The 14,961-nt window shown below is 69.3% G+C and carries 11 protein-coding genes and 1 pseudogene; 7 read left to right on the forward strand and 5 right to left on the reverse strand.

Translation table 11 applies throughout. The annotated features are described in order from the left end of the window. The first annotated feature begins 235 nt into the window (after positions 1 to 235). Positions 236 to 1,842 (forward strand): annotated as a pseudogene (gene abc-f, locus LCL87_RS25825) (ribosomal protection-like ABC-F family protein). A gap of 12 nt (positions 1,843 to 1,854) precedes the next feature. On the opposite strand, the gene LCL87_RS08165 reads toward abc-f, so the two are convergent. The 4 genes from LCL87_RS08165 to LCL87_RS08180 all read right to left on the reverse strand — a co-directional run bounded on the left by LCL87_RS08165 (position 1,855) and on the right by LCL87_RS08180 (position 5,670). After that, positions 1,855 to 2,439: a M23 family metallopeptidase gene (locus LCL87_RS08165; protein ID WP_510850716.1), complete on the reverse strand. Its 585-nt coding sequence runs from the start codon at positions 2,437 to 2,439 to the stop codon at positions 1,855 to 1,857. A gap of 176 nt (positions 2,440 to 2,615) precedes the next feature. Continuing rightward, a complete protein-coding gene (locus tag LCL87_RS08170) occupies positions 2,616 to 3,377 on the reverse strand; it encodes an SDR family oxidoreductase (protein WP_225018516.1) in 762 nt (253 codons plus the stop codon). Further along, positions 3,374 to 4,429, reverse strand: a complete 1,056-nt coding sequence (locus LCL87_RS08175; RefSeq protein ID WP_225018692.1) for a phosphotransferase family protein — start codon at positions 4,427 to 4,429, stop codon at positions 3,374 to 3,376. The genes LCL87_RS08170 and LCL87_RS08175 overlap by 4 nt, the downstream gene beginning before the upstream one ends. Positions 4,430 to 4,437: 8 nt before the next feature. Further along, complete coding sequence (locus tag LCL87_RS08180) at positions 4,438 to 5,670, reverse strand: acyl-CoA dehydrogenase family protein (RefSeq protein WP_225018517.1); 1,233 nt, start codon at positions 5,668 to 5,670, stop codon at positions 4,438 to 4,440. Positions 5,671 to 5,762: 92 nt separating this feature from the next. Here LCL87_RS08180 and LCL87_RS08185 point away from each other — a divergent pair, with 92 nt between their 5' ends. The 6 genes from LCL87_RS08185 (at position 5,763) to LCL87_RS08215 (ending at position 13,318) form a co-directional block, all read left to right on the forward strand. Then, positions 5,763 to 6,359 (forward strand): TetR/AcrR family transcriptional regulator, encoded by a 597-nt coding sequence (locus LCL87_RS08185; RefSeq protein ID WP_225018518.1) that lies wholly within the window; start codon positions 5,763 to 5,765, stop codon positions 6,357 to 6,359. A 107-nt stretch (positions 6,360 to 6,466) separates the two neighbouring features. Beyond that, the gene (locus LCL87_RS25830; protein ID WP_510850717.1) at positions 6,467 to 8,971 is read left to right on the forward strand and encodes a LuxR C-terminal-related transcriptional regulator; all 2,505 of its coding nucleotides are present in this window, start codon (positions 6,467 to 6,469) and stop codon (positions 8,969 to 8,971) included. 262 nt (positions 8,972 to 9,233) lie between these two features. Next, positions 9,234 to 9,905, forward strand: coding sequence for a GAP family protein (locus LCL87_RS08200; RefSeq protein ID WP_225018519.1), 672 nt, complete (start codon positions 9,234 to 9,236; stop codon positions 9,903 to 9,905). An 81-nt stretch (positions 9,906 to 9,986) separates the two neighbouring features. Continuing rightward, on the forward strand, positions 9,987 to 10,931 hold the full coding sequence (locus LCL87_RS08205; protein WP_225018520.1) for a DUF1214 domain-containing protein: 945 nt from the start codon (positions 9,987 to 9,989) through the stop codon (positions 10,929 to 10,931). 141 nt (positions 10,932 to 11,072) lie between these two features. After that, a complete protein-coding gene (locus LCL87_RS08210; RefSeq protein WP_225018521.1) occupies positions 11,073 to 12,647 on the forward strand; it encodes an LVIVD repeat-containing protein in 1,575 nt (524 codons plus the stop codon). Then, the gene (locus tag LCL87_RS08215; RefSeq protein ID WP_510850718.1) at positions 12,644 to 13,318 is read left to right on the forward strand and encodes a DUF305 domain-containing protein; all 675 of its coding nucleotides are present in this window, start codon (positions 12,644 to 12,646) and stop codon (positions 13,316 to 13,318) included. The genes LCL87_RS08210 and LCL87_RS08215 overlap by 4 nt, the downstream gene beginning before the upstream one ends. A 1-nt stretch (position 13,319) precedes the next feature. Here the strand turns inward: LCL87_RS08215 and LCL87_RS08220 are convergent, their stop codons facing one another. After that, positions 13,320 to 14,912, reverse strand: coding sequence for a hypothetical protein (locus LCL87_RS08220; protein WP_225018698.1), 1,593 nt, complete (start codon positions 14,910 to 14,912; stop codon positions 13,320 to 13,322). Positions 14,913 to 14,961 lie beyond the last annotated feature (49 nt).

The raw sequence follows: 14,961 nt of genomic DNA on the forward strand, positions 1-14,961 counted from the left end.
CCGCCACAGGTGTATTCGAGGAAGCTCCCCGGATAATCGGTGGTCGAGTGAATCCTCCGGTGCTACGGTAATTTTCGTGGGCACTCTGAATCAGTAGATCGGGACGCCGCGTCGAGCTCGCTCCGCGGTGGGTCCTGAGCGCGCAGACATTTCCGCCCGGTTCGACCGGGTCGATTGCGCGAGGGCACCTTTCCCCGATCTCCCCGGATTCGTTCCGGGTTCAAGGAGCACGCCCATGCCCGTCTCCCAGTTCTCCCTGTTTTCCGTCTCGAAGCGGTACGGCGACCTTGTCGTCCTCGACGCCGTCGATCTCGCCATCCCGCCCGGGACGAAGGTCGGCGTCGTCGGTGACAACGGGTCCGGCAAGTCGACGCTGCTCGCCCTGCTCGCCGGCCACACACCCACCGAAAACGGCGAGGTGCGAGTCGTCGCTCCGGGCGGCATCGCGTATGCCGCACAGTCCCTGGATCTTCCGGCCGACGCGACGGTCCAGGCCGCGATCGACCACGTTCTCCGCGACCTCCGCGCCCTCGAGGCCCGGATCCGCCACCTCGAGCGGCGCTTGACCGATGCGTCCGCCGACGACGTCGAGGGACTTCTGTCGGGGTACACGGACGCCACGGCGATCTTCGAAAGCCTGGACGGCTATACCGCCGACGAACGGGTCGATGCCGCCCTGCACGCCCTCGGTCTGCCGCATCTCGACCGATCCCGACGGGTCGGCACGCTGTCGGGTGGACAGCAGGCCAGACTCGCGCTGGCCGCCGCCCTGGCATCGAACGCCGAACTCCTGCTGCTGGACGAGCCGACGAACGATCTCGACGACGATGCCGTCGCCTGGCTCGAGCACGCCTGATCGACCACCGCGGCACGGTGGCGGCGGTGACCCACGATCGGGTGTTCCTCGACCGGTTGACGTCGGTGATCCTCGAGGTCGACGAACGCCGTGTGCGCCGCTACGGCGACGGCTACGACGGATATCTCGCAGCGAAGGCGACCGAGCGTCGGCGGCGACTTCGCGAGTACGAGGAGTGGAGACTCGAACTCGACCGCAGCGCCCGCCTCGTCGAGGCCAATGCATATCGGCTCGCGGCGATCCCCCGCAGACAGGAGAAGGCGGGGTTCGGCCACGGCGCTTTCCGGGCCCGAAGCCGCGACCACGGTGCGATGGGCCGGATCCGCAACGCGAAGGAGAGGATCGACCGCCTGACGACGAATACCGTTTCGCCACCGCCGGAACCCCTGCGGTTCACGCCGGCACTGGCCGCCTCCGACCCGTCACCCGACGGTCCGGCGGTGCGCCTGGACGACGTCCGCGTCGACACTCGGCTGACCATCCCCCGACTGGAGGTGCGGCACGGTGGCCGACTACTGGTGACGGGACCGAACGGTTCCGGGAAGACGACCCTGCTGAATGTGATTGCGGGCGTGATCGTTCCCGACACCGGTTCGGTACGCGCGCCCGGACGGATCGGATATCTCACGCAGACACCGCCCCGTCGGCCACCGGAGACGACGCTGCGGCGGGCGTATGCGGCCGAGTGCCGCACCGAGCCGGACGCCGCGGCGGCAGAACTGCTCTCGTTGGGGCTGTTTTGCCCCGAGGACCTGGACCGCCGGATCGGGGAACTGTCCTTCGGCCAGCGCCGACGCCTCGACGTGGCGCTGATGGCCACGTCGGGCGCCGACCTACTGCTACTGGACGAGCCCACCAATCACCTGGCACCGGCGCTGGTCGAGGAACTCGAGGAGGCGCTGCAAGCGTTCACCGGCACCGTCGTCCTGGTGACCCACGATCGGCGGATGCGACGCCGGTTCCGCGGGGACGTCCTCGGCCTGTAACGGGGTACGCCGTCACCAGGTGGGGGCGACGCCGTTCTTCCGCAGCCAGGCCTGCGGGTCGACCTGCCGGCCGCTGGGATTCCAGACCTCGAAGTGCAGGTGCGGTCCGGTGGACTGACCGCGGTTGCCGACCGTCGCGATCTGCTGACCGGCCGCGACGCGCTGGCCCACGCTCACGACGTAGGTGTCGACGTGGCCGTACACGGTGATGGTGCCGTCGTCGTGCTGGACGCGCACCCACTGCCCGAAGCCGGAGGCCGGGCCGGCCGAGATCACCTTGCCGGCTGCCGCCGAGTAGATCGGCGTGCCGATGCTCGCACCGATGTCGATGCCGTTGTGGTGGCTGTTTCCACGGGGCCCGTAGCTCGATGTCAGTACGCCTGAAACAGGCTGCACCACAGAGGAACTCGAACCGAGTCGGAGGACGGATCCGGCGGCCTGTGCGAACTGCGGCGCGGCGGACGCGGTAGCCACGCCGACCTGCGCACCACCGACGAGCAGGGATCCGGTGAGGGCGACTAGTGCCGCCGTCTTCAGTCGGCGACGGCGGCCGGGGTTGTGATGGGAGGGGTGCGATGACGTGTGGTTCTGGGCCACGGTGTTACCTCATTTGTGCTGCTGAGCGGCCCGAGGAGTGCGCTCCTACGGGGCCCGTCACAAAAGGGTAACGACTCTGTATCGATTCGTCGAGCGTTATCGAATATTTATCTCGATGCCCCACAAACCAACCGGTTCCGCGAAACCCGCTGGTCAGGACCGATCTGGTGCGACGACTACGCCATCCTGGACACCACCGAGAGCGGCAGCACCTTCATCGCCATCGACACCGGCAGCCACGGCCACGCCGGGACGTACGCCTTGTTCGGTTCCTTCTCGATCGCGGCGGCCAGCGCTCGACAACCGGTCTCGGTGTCCACGATGAACGGCACCTTCTTCACCTTCTCGTTGATCTCCGAGCGGATGAAGCCGGGGAAGATGGTGCTGACGTCGATGCCGGTCTTCGCGAGATCCGCGCGCATGCCCTCACCGAGCGCCGCGACCGCCGCCTTCGACGCGGCGTAGGTGGTGAGGTTGCGCGGCATGCCCCGCATCGCGCTCACCGACGAGATCAGCACCACGTGGCCGGCGTTGCGCGGCCGGAAAAGCTCGAGCGCCGCCTCGCTCTGCGCGAGCGCGCCGAGGAAGTTGGTCCGGGCCGTCGCCGCGTTGGCATGAAAATAGCCGGTGCCCAACGGCTGTCCCTTGCCGAGGCCGGCGTTGACGATCACCCGGTCCAGGCCGCCGAGCTCCTCGTCGAAGTCGCGGAACACGTCGAACACCTGGTCGGCGACGTCCACGTCGAGCTTGCGGATCGCAACGGTGATGTTCGGATGCGCGGCGAGCAGTTCGCCGCGCAGTTCCTCGAGCCGGTCGGTGCGGCGGGCCGCGAGCGCGAGATTCCGCCCGCGCGCGGCGAATTCGCGGGCCATGCCGCGGCCGAGGCCCGAGCTGGCGCCGGTGATGAGGATGTTCTTTCGAGTTGCGCGGCTGCTCACTGCTTGCCCTCCGTGTCGATCAGTTCGTTGCAGCGGGTGTCGAGGTATCCCACGGCGATCCAGAAGTGCTCGAACGCCGGGTTGGTGGTCTGCCCGTGGTGGAAGCGGTAGTAGATCTGCTGCGCGATCACCGCGAGCCGGAACAACCCGAACACCTCGTAGAAGCGCCAGTTGTCGATCGGCAGACCCGTTCGCTCGCCGTAGTATTCGACGATCTCGCGGCGGGTGAGCATGCCCGGCAGGTCCGACGGCTGACGCTTGGTGGCCAGCATCATCGGGTGGTCGTCGGCCTGCACCCAGTAGGCCAGGCTCGATCCCAGATCCATCAGCGGGTCACCGACGGTCGCGAGTTCCCAGTCGAGCACGGCCCGCGGCCGCAGGTCGTCGCCGAGCACGACGTTGTCGAGCCGGAAGTCGCCGTGGATCACCGCCGATGCGACGTCCTCGGGCTGGTGGTCCGCGAGCCACCGTGTCACCCGCGCGAAGTCGGGAACGTTGTCGGTGCGGGCGGCCGCGTACCGCTTGGTCCATCCCGCGACCTGGCGGGCGACGTAGCCTGTGCCGCGGCCGAATTCGTCGAGACCCGAGCTCGCCGGGTCCACCCCGTGCAGTTCGATCAGCAGGTCGATCACCCGCAGGCAGAGCTCGCGGGTGTTCTCCGGGGTGAGCCCGAGTTCGGCCGGGGGAGCGGACCGCAGGATGGTGCCCTCGACGCGTTCCATGACGTAGAAGTCGCTGCCCAGCACAGACGGATCGGTGCACAGCCCCACCATGGCCGGCACGTGCGGGTACACCGGCGCGAGCAGCGACTGGATGCGGTACTCGCGGACCATGTCGTGTCCGGACGACGGCTTCGCGCCGGCCGGCGGACGGCGCAGCACCAGGTCGCGGTCCGGGTAGCGCAGCAGATACGTCAGGTTGGACGCACCGCCCGCGAACTGGCGGACGTCGGGAATGCCGTTCTCGTGCAGACCGTTTGCGCGGAGCCACTGCGCGACGGCATCGACGTCGAAGGCGTCCTCGTCGCGGACGGTGCGGGCGTTGTCGGGCATCTGCGCCGTCACTGGTACCTACCCAACTCGAAGCGGGCCACCAGGCCCTGGTGCACCTCGTCGGGGCCGTCGGCCAGCCGCAGGGCACGGGCCGCCGTCCAGGCGCCGGCGAGCGGGAAGTCGTCGGACAGTCCACCGCCGCCGTGGATCTGGATCGCGAAGTCGATCACCTGCTGCGCCACCCGCGGGGCCGCGACCTTGATCTCCGACACCGCGGACCGGGCACCCGCGATGCCCTGGGTGTCGAGCAGCCACGCGGTGTGGAGCACGAGGAGCCGCAACTGGTTGATCGCGATGCGCGCGTCGGCGACGCGTTCGCGGTTGCCGCCCAGGTTGATCAGCGGCTTACCGAACGCGACGCGCTCGGTGCCGCGGCGGATCGCCAGCTCGAGCGCCGCCTCCGCGAGGCCGACCAGGCGCATGCAGTGGTGCACCCGGCCCGGACCGAGCCGGCCCTGCGCGATCTCGAATCCACGTCCGGGGCCGGCGACGATCGCGTCCAGCGGCAACCGGACCTTCGTGAACGACACCTCGCCGTGGCCGCCCGGCTCGTCGTAGAAGCCCATCGTCGAGAGCATCCGCTCGACCTTCACTCCGGGCGTGTCGATCGGGACCAGCACCATCGAATGCCGTTGATACCTGTGTGCTTCCGGGTCGGTGAGGCCCATGAAGATCAGCACCTTGCAGTCCGGGCTGCCGATGCCGGTGCTCCACCACTTGCGGCCGTTCAGGACCACCTCGTCGCCCTCGACGACGGCGGTCGCCGCCATGTTGGTGGCGTCGGACGACGCGACGTCGGGCTCGGTCATACAGAACGCGGACCGGATCTCGCCGTCCAGCAACGGCTTCAGCCAGCGCTCCTTCTGCGCGGTGCTGCCGTAGTGGTAGAGCACCTCCATGTTCCCGGTGTCCGGGGCGTCGCAGTTGAAGACCGCGGAGACGAAGGGGGAGCGGCCCATCTCCTCGGCGAGCGGCGCGTACTCGACGTTGCTCAGGCCGGCGCCGAGTTCGGCGTCGGGCAGGAAGAGGTTCCACAGTCCCTGCGCCCGCGCCTTCGCCTGCAGCGCGCGGAACTCGTCGGAGACCTGCCACATCGCGGCGCCGGAGACGTCGGCGCGCTGCGCGAACGGAGCGACTCGCTCGGCCCGCAGCCGCGCCTCGACGGGCGCGACCTCGGTCGCGATGAACTCACGCAGTCGGTCCAGGTACTCCTGCGACCGCGCGCTCGGGGCGAAATCCATGCCGGCCTCCGTCACGTCGACTAACTGAGCATTGCTCAGTTAACCTAAACGTAGACTTGCCCCGCAATCAAGAACCTGGACGGTGTCATCTCGTGTCGATCGAAACTGCAGCTCCCCGGCGGCGGCTCCCGCCCGAGGAGCGCAAGCGTCAGCTCGTCGCGATCGGCCTGCAGGAACTGTCCACGCGTCCCATCCACGCACTGTCGATCGACCAGGTGGCCGAGAAGGCCGGGATCTCCCGCGGCCTGCTGTTCCGGTACTTCCCCACCAAGCAGGACTACTACGTCGCGGTCGTCGGCGCGGCGGCCCGACGCCTGCTGCGCGCCGCGGTGCCGGACGCGACCGACCCGACGGCCGATCAGCTGCGGGCCGTCGTGCTCGCCTTCGTCTCGTTCATCGACCGGCACGGCGACAACTACCAGTCGTTCTTCCACGGCGGCTTCGGCGCCGACCCGCAGATCCGAGAGATCCGCGAGAACATGAAGAACACCATGGTCGAGCGCACCCTCGCGGCCACCGGCACCGAACCGTCGCCGGCCATGCGAATGCTGCTGCGCGCGTGGTGGTCGATGGTCGAGAGCCTCGCGATCGACCGCACCGCCGACCCGGTCTTCAGCGTCGACGACGTCGTCGACCACGCGTTGGCCGCCCTGCCCGTTCCGCTGAATCGCCCCGCATCGAGGCGGTGACTAGACTCCACCGAATGGTAGGTGGTCTGGGGCGGCACTGGGGTTATGTGCCATGGTTTTTGGTCGAGCCGCCGGAGCCGGTTCCAGGAACCCGCCCCCGACCGCGAATGCAGGCACTGTTCGACACCGCGGTGACGCGGTCGCCGCTCACCCTGGTGGTGGCACCTCCGGGCTTCGGTAAGACCACCGCGCTCGCAGCGTGGGCCCGGACCACCACCCGACCGATTGCCTGGCTGTCGATCACCCGGCACGACCGTGGGCCCGAACACTTCGCGGTGGGGCTGGTCACCGCGCTGCACCGGACGGCCGAGCGCTGCGGCGTCCCGGTGAGCGGCGGGTCCGCGGTGCAGGGCGACCTGCAGTCCGTGATCACGCATCTCGGGCAGGTCGCGAGGAGTCTGCCCGGGCCCGTCGTGGTGATCGTCGACGACGCCCATCTGGCCGACGCCGAGGACATCGTCGACGTCGTCGGCACGATCACCGAATTCGACTCCGGCAGTATTCGGTTCGTGCTCGTGGGCACCGGGGGGCTCGACACCCGGTTCAACCGACAGCTGATCGACGGGACGGCGACCCTGATGGGCTCGCGCGATCTCGCGTTGACGATCGAGGAGATCGCCGAGGCGATCGGCGAATCCGGTGCCGGGGTCTCTCAGCCCGCAACGGTGCATCGTCGGACGGGTGGCTGGCCGGTCGCCGTCCGGCTGGCACTGCTGAACCTCGACGAGCGGGCACCGAACGACGCAGCCCTTCTCGCAGAGAGCTCTCGCGACTTGCTCACCGACTACATCTCCGACACCGTATTGAGCCACCTGCCAACGGAGTTGGCCGAGTTCGTCCTCGCCGCCACGACGTGCGACCGGATCGACACCGACCTCGCCGCCGTGCTGAGCGGCCACCCCCACAGCGCGGCGGCGCTGCTCGAGGAGTGCGTCCGTCGCGGGCTGTTCCTCGACCGGTACGTCGGCGCGGACGGCTGCACCGCGTACCGCTGGCACGACGTGTTCGCTCAGCACTGCCGGGTGGCGTTGCAGCGGCGGGACGCCGCACGCGCGGCGCAACTCGATCTCGCGGCCGCCGACTGGCTGGCCCCGAGATTCCCGATCGACGCGACGGTTCACGCGATGCGCGCAGGTGTGCCGGGTCGCGCCGTCGAGATCATCCGCGAACACTGGTTGCGCCTGGTGATCGAGGCGCACGCTGCCGCCCTGAACGCACGGTGCGTGGCCCTGCCCCCAGAATTCGCGGACACCCCGGAGATGCTGCTGATCCGCGCGTGCTGCGTCGATGTCCTCGGCGATACCGCCGGTTCGGCGCTCCTCCTCGCCCGCGCCGATGCGGCGGCACCGAGCCACCCCGCTGCCGTTGCTCACTTCGAATCGAACCGAGCCTTCACCGACCTGTTCCTCGTGCACCGGGCTGCGGACCTGGAGGCGGCGGCCGACCGGGCGCGGGCGGCGCTCGGTACCGGAGATGCCGCGCACCACAGTCACGCTCACGCGGTGTTCCTGGTCGGCTGGACAGAACTGCGGCTACGCCGCGACCCCCGGGCGGCTGCACAACTCCTCACCTCCGCGAGGGACGAAGCCGAGCTGGCCGGCCACCACGTCCTCGCCCACCGGGCCGCCTCCAACCTGGCATTCGCACTCGCGTTCGGTGGGGATCTCGTGCGAGCGCAGGACACGCTCGATCTGGCCATGTCGACTGCCGCCGACGTGGGCACCGAGTGGCTCGCGTACGACGGCGGAATCGAGCTCTTCACACAGGGCTTCATCCATTACTGGCAGAACGAGCTCGACGCCGCGCAGGCCACCTTCCGCACACTGTCACTCGCCCCCGGAGGCGACACCGCCTACACCGCGCTCGCACGCATCCTCTACGCGCTCACCGTGGCAGCAGCCCTCGACGTCACCGCAATCGACGAGGCAGCACATCTCCTGGGTGACGTCGTCGACGCCGAGGTTCACGGAGTGCCCTGGCAGATGTTCCGGACCGCCGCGGCCGCCAATCTCGCGGCCGCCGGTGGCGACAGCGAACGAGCCTGCAAGCTGCTCGACACCCTGGATTTCTCCCACAGCCTGCCGATGGCAACGGTCCTCGCGGCCGAGCTGTACCGGCGCGCGGGGCGCGTGGATGACGCCGCACGGTGCCTGAAGCGAATCGAGCAGCTGCCGATCTCGTACGTCAAGGTCGGTGGTCTCGTCACCGCCGCCCAGCTCAGCTGGAGCCGGGGGGCTGCGGAGCGCGCGCACCGACAGCTCGCGCGCGCCCTCGACATCGCGGAACCGCAACGGATCACCCAGCCGTTCGGACGGGTGGACGCCCACTTCCGTGCGCTCCTCACCGAACACGCCGGCAGGGGTACTCGACACGAACAGCTTCTGGCGTCGCTCCTCGCCCGTGCCGCACCATCCGCGGATCGCGAGCCGTCCGGCGTCCCTCTCACCCGGCGCGAACGCGAAATCCTTCGGTTCCTCGGCACCCACATGACCGCTGCCGAAATCGCCGCCGAACTATTCGTCTCCGTCAATACCGTTCGCACGCACCAACGTTCCATCTACCGCAAACTCGGGGTCACCAGCCGGCGGCAAGCCGTTCAGCTCCGCCAGTGATCGACGCACGGCGCCTAATCAATTGCGGATGATTCTCGATCCGATCGCTACCGATCGAAACGTACGGTGTGCGAGCCTTGCCGCCAGTCCCGTGCGCTCGAATCCCGTCGTCGAAACAGGAGTTCCCCATGTCTCGGATCAAGCTGGACCCGAGCCTGACCGTCCCGGCCGCCGCCCAGCAGTTGCGTGGGAACGTCGCGGCGATCGTGTTGGCGCAGAACGCGCTCGGCTCCTCCCTCGGCTGCTGAACGCCCGATCTCGCATGAACACTGCTGTCGGCGAACTGCTCCCACTGGCTGTCGCGATCGCGATCAGCCCGGTACCGATCATCGCGACCACGCTGCTGCTGATGGGTCCGCGGGCCCGCGCCCTCGGTCCGTGCTTCCTCGCCGGCTGGGTGCTCGGCGTGCTCACCAGCGTCGTCGTGTTCACACTGCTCGCGGGCGCCCTGCCCGAGTCGTCCGCATCCGGGAGCCGACCGGTGGTCGGAATCCTGCAGTTGCTCCTCGGCGCCGCGTTGCTGGCGATGGCCATGCGCCAGTGGCGGTCGAGGCCGCAGCCCGGCGACGAACAGAGCCTGCCGGCGTGGATGACGAAGATCGACACGATGCGCCCGGGCGCCGCGCTGGGAACGGCGGCGCTCCTCGCCGCCGTCAATCCGAAGAACCTGTTCCTCGCGATCGCCGCCGGATCGGTGCTCGGCACCTCCGGCCTCGGCGCCGACGCGGTCGCGATCTGCATCGGAATCTTCGTCGCCATCGCCTCCCTCATGATCGCGGTGCCGGTGATCGGATACCTGGTCGTCCCGGACCGGGCTGCACCGCTGCTCGATTCGATTCGCACGTGGCTGGCATCCAACAATGCCGCCATCATGACGGTGCTGTTGCTGATCCTCGGCACCAAGCTGGTCGGCAACGGAATCGGGGCGTTGTGACACAACCCGTTCCGGTGGTGACGCCCACACTGGTGTGAGACGCTCCGAGCGTCCGTTTCGTAACCGAATAGGAGATATCCCTTGAGTATTCGCGTCAACGTAGACAACTTCGTCAGGGCCGAGACGGACCGCATGTTCGCCGATCTGCAGCGCGACGCCGGGGGCGTCAACCTGCTGCTGCACAATCGGGAGCCCGCCGCGATCGACCGTCAGACCGTGATCCGCCTCAACCGCGACACGCTGTACAGCTTCGCGGTGGTCGACCTGGCCGAGGGTGCGACGCTGACCCTGCCCGAGCACGGGGACCGGTACGTCTCGGCGATGGTGGTCAACCGGGACCACCTCGTCGGCGCCATCTACCACGACGCGGGCGAATACAAGCTGACGGCTGAGGAATTCGGATCACCCGACGTCGTCGTCGCGGTGCGCACGCTGGCCGACCCCGCGAACCCTGCCGACCTCGACGCGGCCGCCGCGGTGCAGGACGGCATCTCGATCAGCGCCGGTTCCGCCCAGCCGTTCGTCGCGCCGGAGTACGACACCGCGAGCCTCGACGCCACGCGCACCGCCCTGCTGCAGCTGGCGGCCGGGCTGACCGGCTTCGACTCGATGTTCGGCAACCCCGACCAGGTCACCCCGGTGCGCCACCTGATCGGTACCGCCGCGGGATGGGGCGGGCTGCCGAGTACCGAGGCCACGTACATCGGGGTCGCCCCGGAGGCGACCACCGGGAACTACGAGCTGACCCTGAAGGACGTCCCGGTCGACGGATTCTGGTCCGTCTCGGTCTACAACGCGGCCGGGTTCTTCGAGCCGAACGATCGGAACGCTTACAGCGTCAACAACATCACCGGTATCGCCAACGAGGACGGCTCGGTCACGGTGCGGTTCGGTGAGTTCCCCGAGGGCACGCCGAACGCGATTCCCACCGCCGACGGCTGGAACTTCCTCGTCCGTCTGTACCGGCCGCGGGCTGCAGTGGCCGACGGCACGTGGCAACTTCCGGAGTTGCAGCCCGCCCGCTGACGTTCTCGCTGCACCCGCCTCCGGCCACCGGGCACCGTCCATTCGATTGTCGCCCGATTCACCTCGCGGTGGATCGGATTCACGCACACTGGAGTACGGCACCGGACGGCGCGGTCCGGGTGACGGCGGCTGGAGGCGGACATGCTGGGACTGTCGACCGCTCGACGATGGCGTGGTGCGCTCGTGGTCACGGCGGCCGTCGTCCTCCTGCCGTCCCAAGTCGTCGGCGCGCAGGGGCCGACGAATGCTGCCCCGACGGCTGCCCGGTCCACCCACGACATCGCCGACACCGCGGTCGCACGGGCGGCCTGCGGACCTGGATCCACTCCGGAAACTGGCCTACAGGGCGATGTTCCGGCCGCCGATCGGGACAGCGGCCGCAGCACTGCCGGCTACCGCTGCAACATCGAGCGCCTCGGTGGATACGCCGGGCGGGGTGGCGGCATCACCTCGACGAGCTACGCCCACTGCGCGTACGTGGGCAGTTTCTTCCCCGGCAACCTGCTCGGCCCGGCGCAGGGCGTCCAGGTGCTCGACGTCTCCGACCCGACGAACCCGGTCCTGACCGCGACCCTCACCGAGCCCGCGATGCTCGCCGGCACGTGGGAGAGCCTCAAGGTCAACTCTGCGCGAAAACTGCTGGTGGGCATGGGAGTACCTGCGCTCACCGGCGCCGGGTTACTGTCCGTCTACGACATCTCCGACTGCGCCCATCCCCGACTGCTCAACACCGGACCGGGCAGCGACCTACGTCTGCCGCTGCCCGTCACATCGCACGAGGGCGGGTTCTCCCCGGACGGCAACACCTACTGGGCGTCCGGCACCGCGCCGGGCATCGTCAGCGCGGTCGATCTGACCGATCCGGCGAACCCCCGAGTCGTCTGGCAGGGCCTGCCCGGCCTGTCGATGCACGGGATCGGGGTGAGTCCGGACGGGAATCGGGTGTACCTGTCGAACATCCTCGGCGGTATCACCGTCCTCGATGCGTCGGCGGTCCAGCGTCGCGACCCGAATCCGCAGGTGCCGGTCGTCGCGGAACTGCACTGGACCGACGGCTGGGCCACCCAACACAGCGTTCCCGTCAACTACGACGGTCGTCCCTACCTGTTCACGGTGGACGAGGCCGGTTCCGGCGGAGTGAAAGTCGTCGATGTCGCCGACGACACCGCTCCCAGAGTCGTCAACTCGATCAAGCTCGAGGTGAACCTGCCGGAGCACCAGGACAGCATGCTCGCGTCCGCCTCCGGCGGATCGCTGTTCGCCTACGACTCGCACTACTGCGCCGCCGATCGCCCGGTCGACCCGACGGCGCTCGCCTGCGGCTGGATCTCGTCCGGTATCAGGGTCTTCGACGTCCGGGACCCGTTCGACGTCCGGGAGATCGCGTACTACAACCCGCCCGCGAAAAAGGGGCAGAACACCGAACTGTGGAACTCCCCGCACGCCCTCGCCTCGATCATCGGCGTACCGATCCTCGAGGCCGGCGCCGTCACGCAGGCCATCCAGCAGGGGGTGTTCGACCCCGCGGAGGCATTGAGCCCCCGCACCGGCATGGTCGCGTTCGGTGACCTGTCCACCGACTGGTGCTTCTCACCGCCCGAGTGGCGTGGCAACGAACTGTGGGTCACATGCGCCGACAACGGATTCATGACGTTGCGCCTGGATCCCGGCACGTACACGCCGCCCGCCGATCAGCGTTCGACCGTCGGCTCGTGACCACGTCACCCGCGTGGATCCGGACGCTCGCGCTGGGCGCGTTGGTCCTACTGTCGATGGTGCTGGGTGCGGCGCTGCGGCCCCTCGTCGTGGCCGACGATCCGGAGCCGGCACCGGTGCTGGATCCCACCGAGATCGCCTTCGTACAGGACATGGTGGCCCACCACGAGCAGGCACTGATCATGACGCAACAGCTCGATCCCGGCACCGATCCGGTGGTGAACCGACTGGCCCAGCAGATCCGGGACGGCCAGAACGCCGAGCTGGGCACGATGCTCGGCTGGCTGCGCCTGTCGGGTGTGACACCCACCAATCCGGAGCCGATGGCGTGGATGCAGGGGCCGCGCGCCGCCTTCGGACACGGACACCATGAGACGTCGGGTGCCGAAACGCGGGATCCGATGCCCGGCATGGCCACCCGCGCCGAGCTCGACGCCCTGGCCGCTGCGCGCGGACGCGACGCCGCTGTCCTCTTCCTGCAGCTGATGCAGCGCCACCACATCGGTGGCGTGACGATGGCTCAGGCCGCCGAGCAGCGACTGCCCGACGGCCCGGTCCGCCAGACCGCCCGCGAGATGGTCACCGAGCAGAGTCAGGAAGCCGGGACGATGGCGCTGATGCTGTCGCAGCTCGATGCGCCACTGCTCCCCGTGAACGCGGGCGGAGGCTAGCTCAGCGCACCACCAGATCGGTGTCGGTGGCGCTCAACGTGATCGGCGCGATCCGCTCGCCGCGCATCCAGTCCCGGACGAAGGCGTCGAGCGCCGGATCGGCGCCGCGCGCGTCGAACGCCGCCTGCGGGATCTCGATCGCCCCGACGAGATGCCGCGGCTGCGAATCCAGCCCGGCGCCCCGCGGGCCGAAGCGCAGGCCGTCGGCGGTGTGCACGAGCACCGGGATCGCGGTGCCGTCGGGTGCGGTGACGGTCGCACCACGTGTCGTGGCGACGGGGTCGAATCGCTCGACCGACAGCCGGTACCCGGACGGCCCGGCGTGCAGCCCCGCCTGGTCGAGCAGGCGCGGATCGACCAGCGTGTACGGCAGGCCGACGTCGAGCAGGAACTGCCCGTCGACGAGCGTGTCCCGCGCCGGCAACGATGCCGACAGGTTCCACGGCGCGGGCGGCGCCAGGGTCTCCGACGACCGGTCGTGCGGCGAATTCACCAGCGGTGCACCGGGCAGGTCGGCGCCGGTCGCGGTGAACTGCCAGGCGTCGGCGCCGAGGTCCTTGTGCCAGAAGCCCGTTGCACCGCCGCTGCGACCGGCGACCCGCAGTTCCCGGGCGCCCGGGCCGACGCCGGTCGAGTGCACACTGATCGCCGACGTGATCTCGCCCGGAATCTTGGGCTGGCGCACCCAGTCCTGCGCGGGCAACTGGATCGCGGCGGTGTCGCGGTCCAGCAACTCCGCGAACATGTTCGGCGCGGTGGGCTTGCCGGTCTGGTCGTCCCAGCTGTAGCGGAAGAAGACCGAATCCGAGCCGCCCGCGTCGAAGTCGAAGTTGCGGGTGTACATGTCGCCGAACTCGTTCGTCACGAAGGTCGTCGACCCTGCGGACGACAACGCGACCGACCGGAACCGGCCGCCCAGCGGGCCACCGATCTCGTAACTCTGGTCGTTCGGCAGCCACGGGTCGGCGTACGTGATGCGGCTGCCGTCACCGGTCAACGACGGCACCATCGTCATCTTCCCGAGCCCGACGTAGTGGATCCGGCCCGCGGCGTCGGTGTAGGTCTGGTTGTCCCACGGCGACGACACACTGAGCGCCCACGTGCCCGGATCCCGGCCGGCCAGGCGCTGCCCCGACCCGGTCCACAGCGGTGCCCCGAACGCCGACGTCCAGTTCCACAGCAGCGGCGAGTGCGTCACGTTGTCGAGCGTGTAGATCCACCCGTCGCCGTCCACCGCGACCAGTTCGTCGTCGTCGACGGAGATCCCCACCAGTCGGTTTCGCAGGCACTCCGGCAGCGGCGCGTACCGCCACGGCTCGACGTTCTCGCCGCCGGCCACCCGCGGGCGGGTGAGCAGGGCGCCGTCGACGAGCGCGAAGTCCCAGAAGCGGTTGAACTGCGTCGTCGGTGTGCGCAGCTCGACCGACCGGGGCGCGGCGACGCCGATCGCCTCGGGCAGCGTCGCGAGTCCGTCCCGCGCGCCCGTGGACGGCACCCCCGGCGGGAGCTGAGCCGTACCGAACGGCACGCACGACGCCGGGGCGGACGCCACCTCGGCCAGGGCCGGGGGAGCGGCGGTCACGAGCGTCGTCACCGCGGCAGCGCAGGCGAGCGTGGCACCGAGGCGGATCCGGGACGGTCTG

Source organism: Prescottella equi, assembly GCF_020171745.1.
GTDB classification, from domain to species: Bacteria; Actinomycetota; Actinomycetes; order Mycobacteriales; family Mycobacteriaceae; genus Prescottella; species Prescottella equi_A.

Bases quoted from the DNA above. Each gene is read 5' to 3' on its own strand.
- LCL87_RS08175 (WP_225018692.1), bottom strand. From the start codon at position 4,429: ATGCCCGACAACGCCCGCACCGTCCGCGACGAGGACGCCTTCGACGTC.
- LCL87_RS08180 (WP_225018517.1), bottom strand. From the start codon at position 5,670: ATGGATTTCGCCCCGAGCGCGCGGTCGCAGGAGTACCTGGACCGACTG.
- LCL87_RS25830 (WP_510850717.1), top strand. From the start codon at position 6,467: ATGCAGGCACTGTTCGACACCGCGGTGACGCGGTCGCCGCTCACCCTG.
- LCL87_RS08200 (WP_225018519.1), top strand. From the start codon at position 9,234: ATGAACACTGCTGTCGGCGAACTGCTCCCACTGGCTGTCGCGATCGCG.
- LCL87_RS08210 (WP_225018521.1), top strand. From the start codon at position 11,073: ATGCTGGGACTGTCGACCGCTCGACGATGGCGTGGTGCGCTCGTGGTC.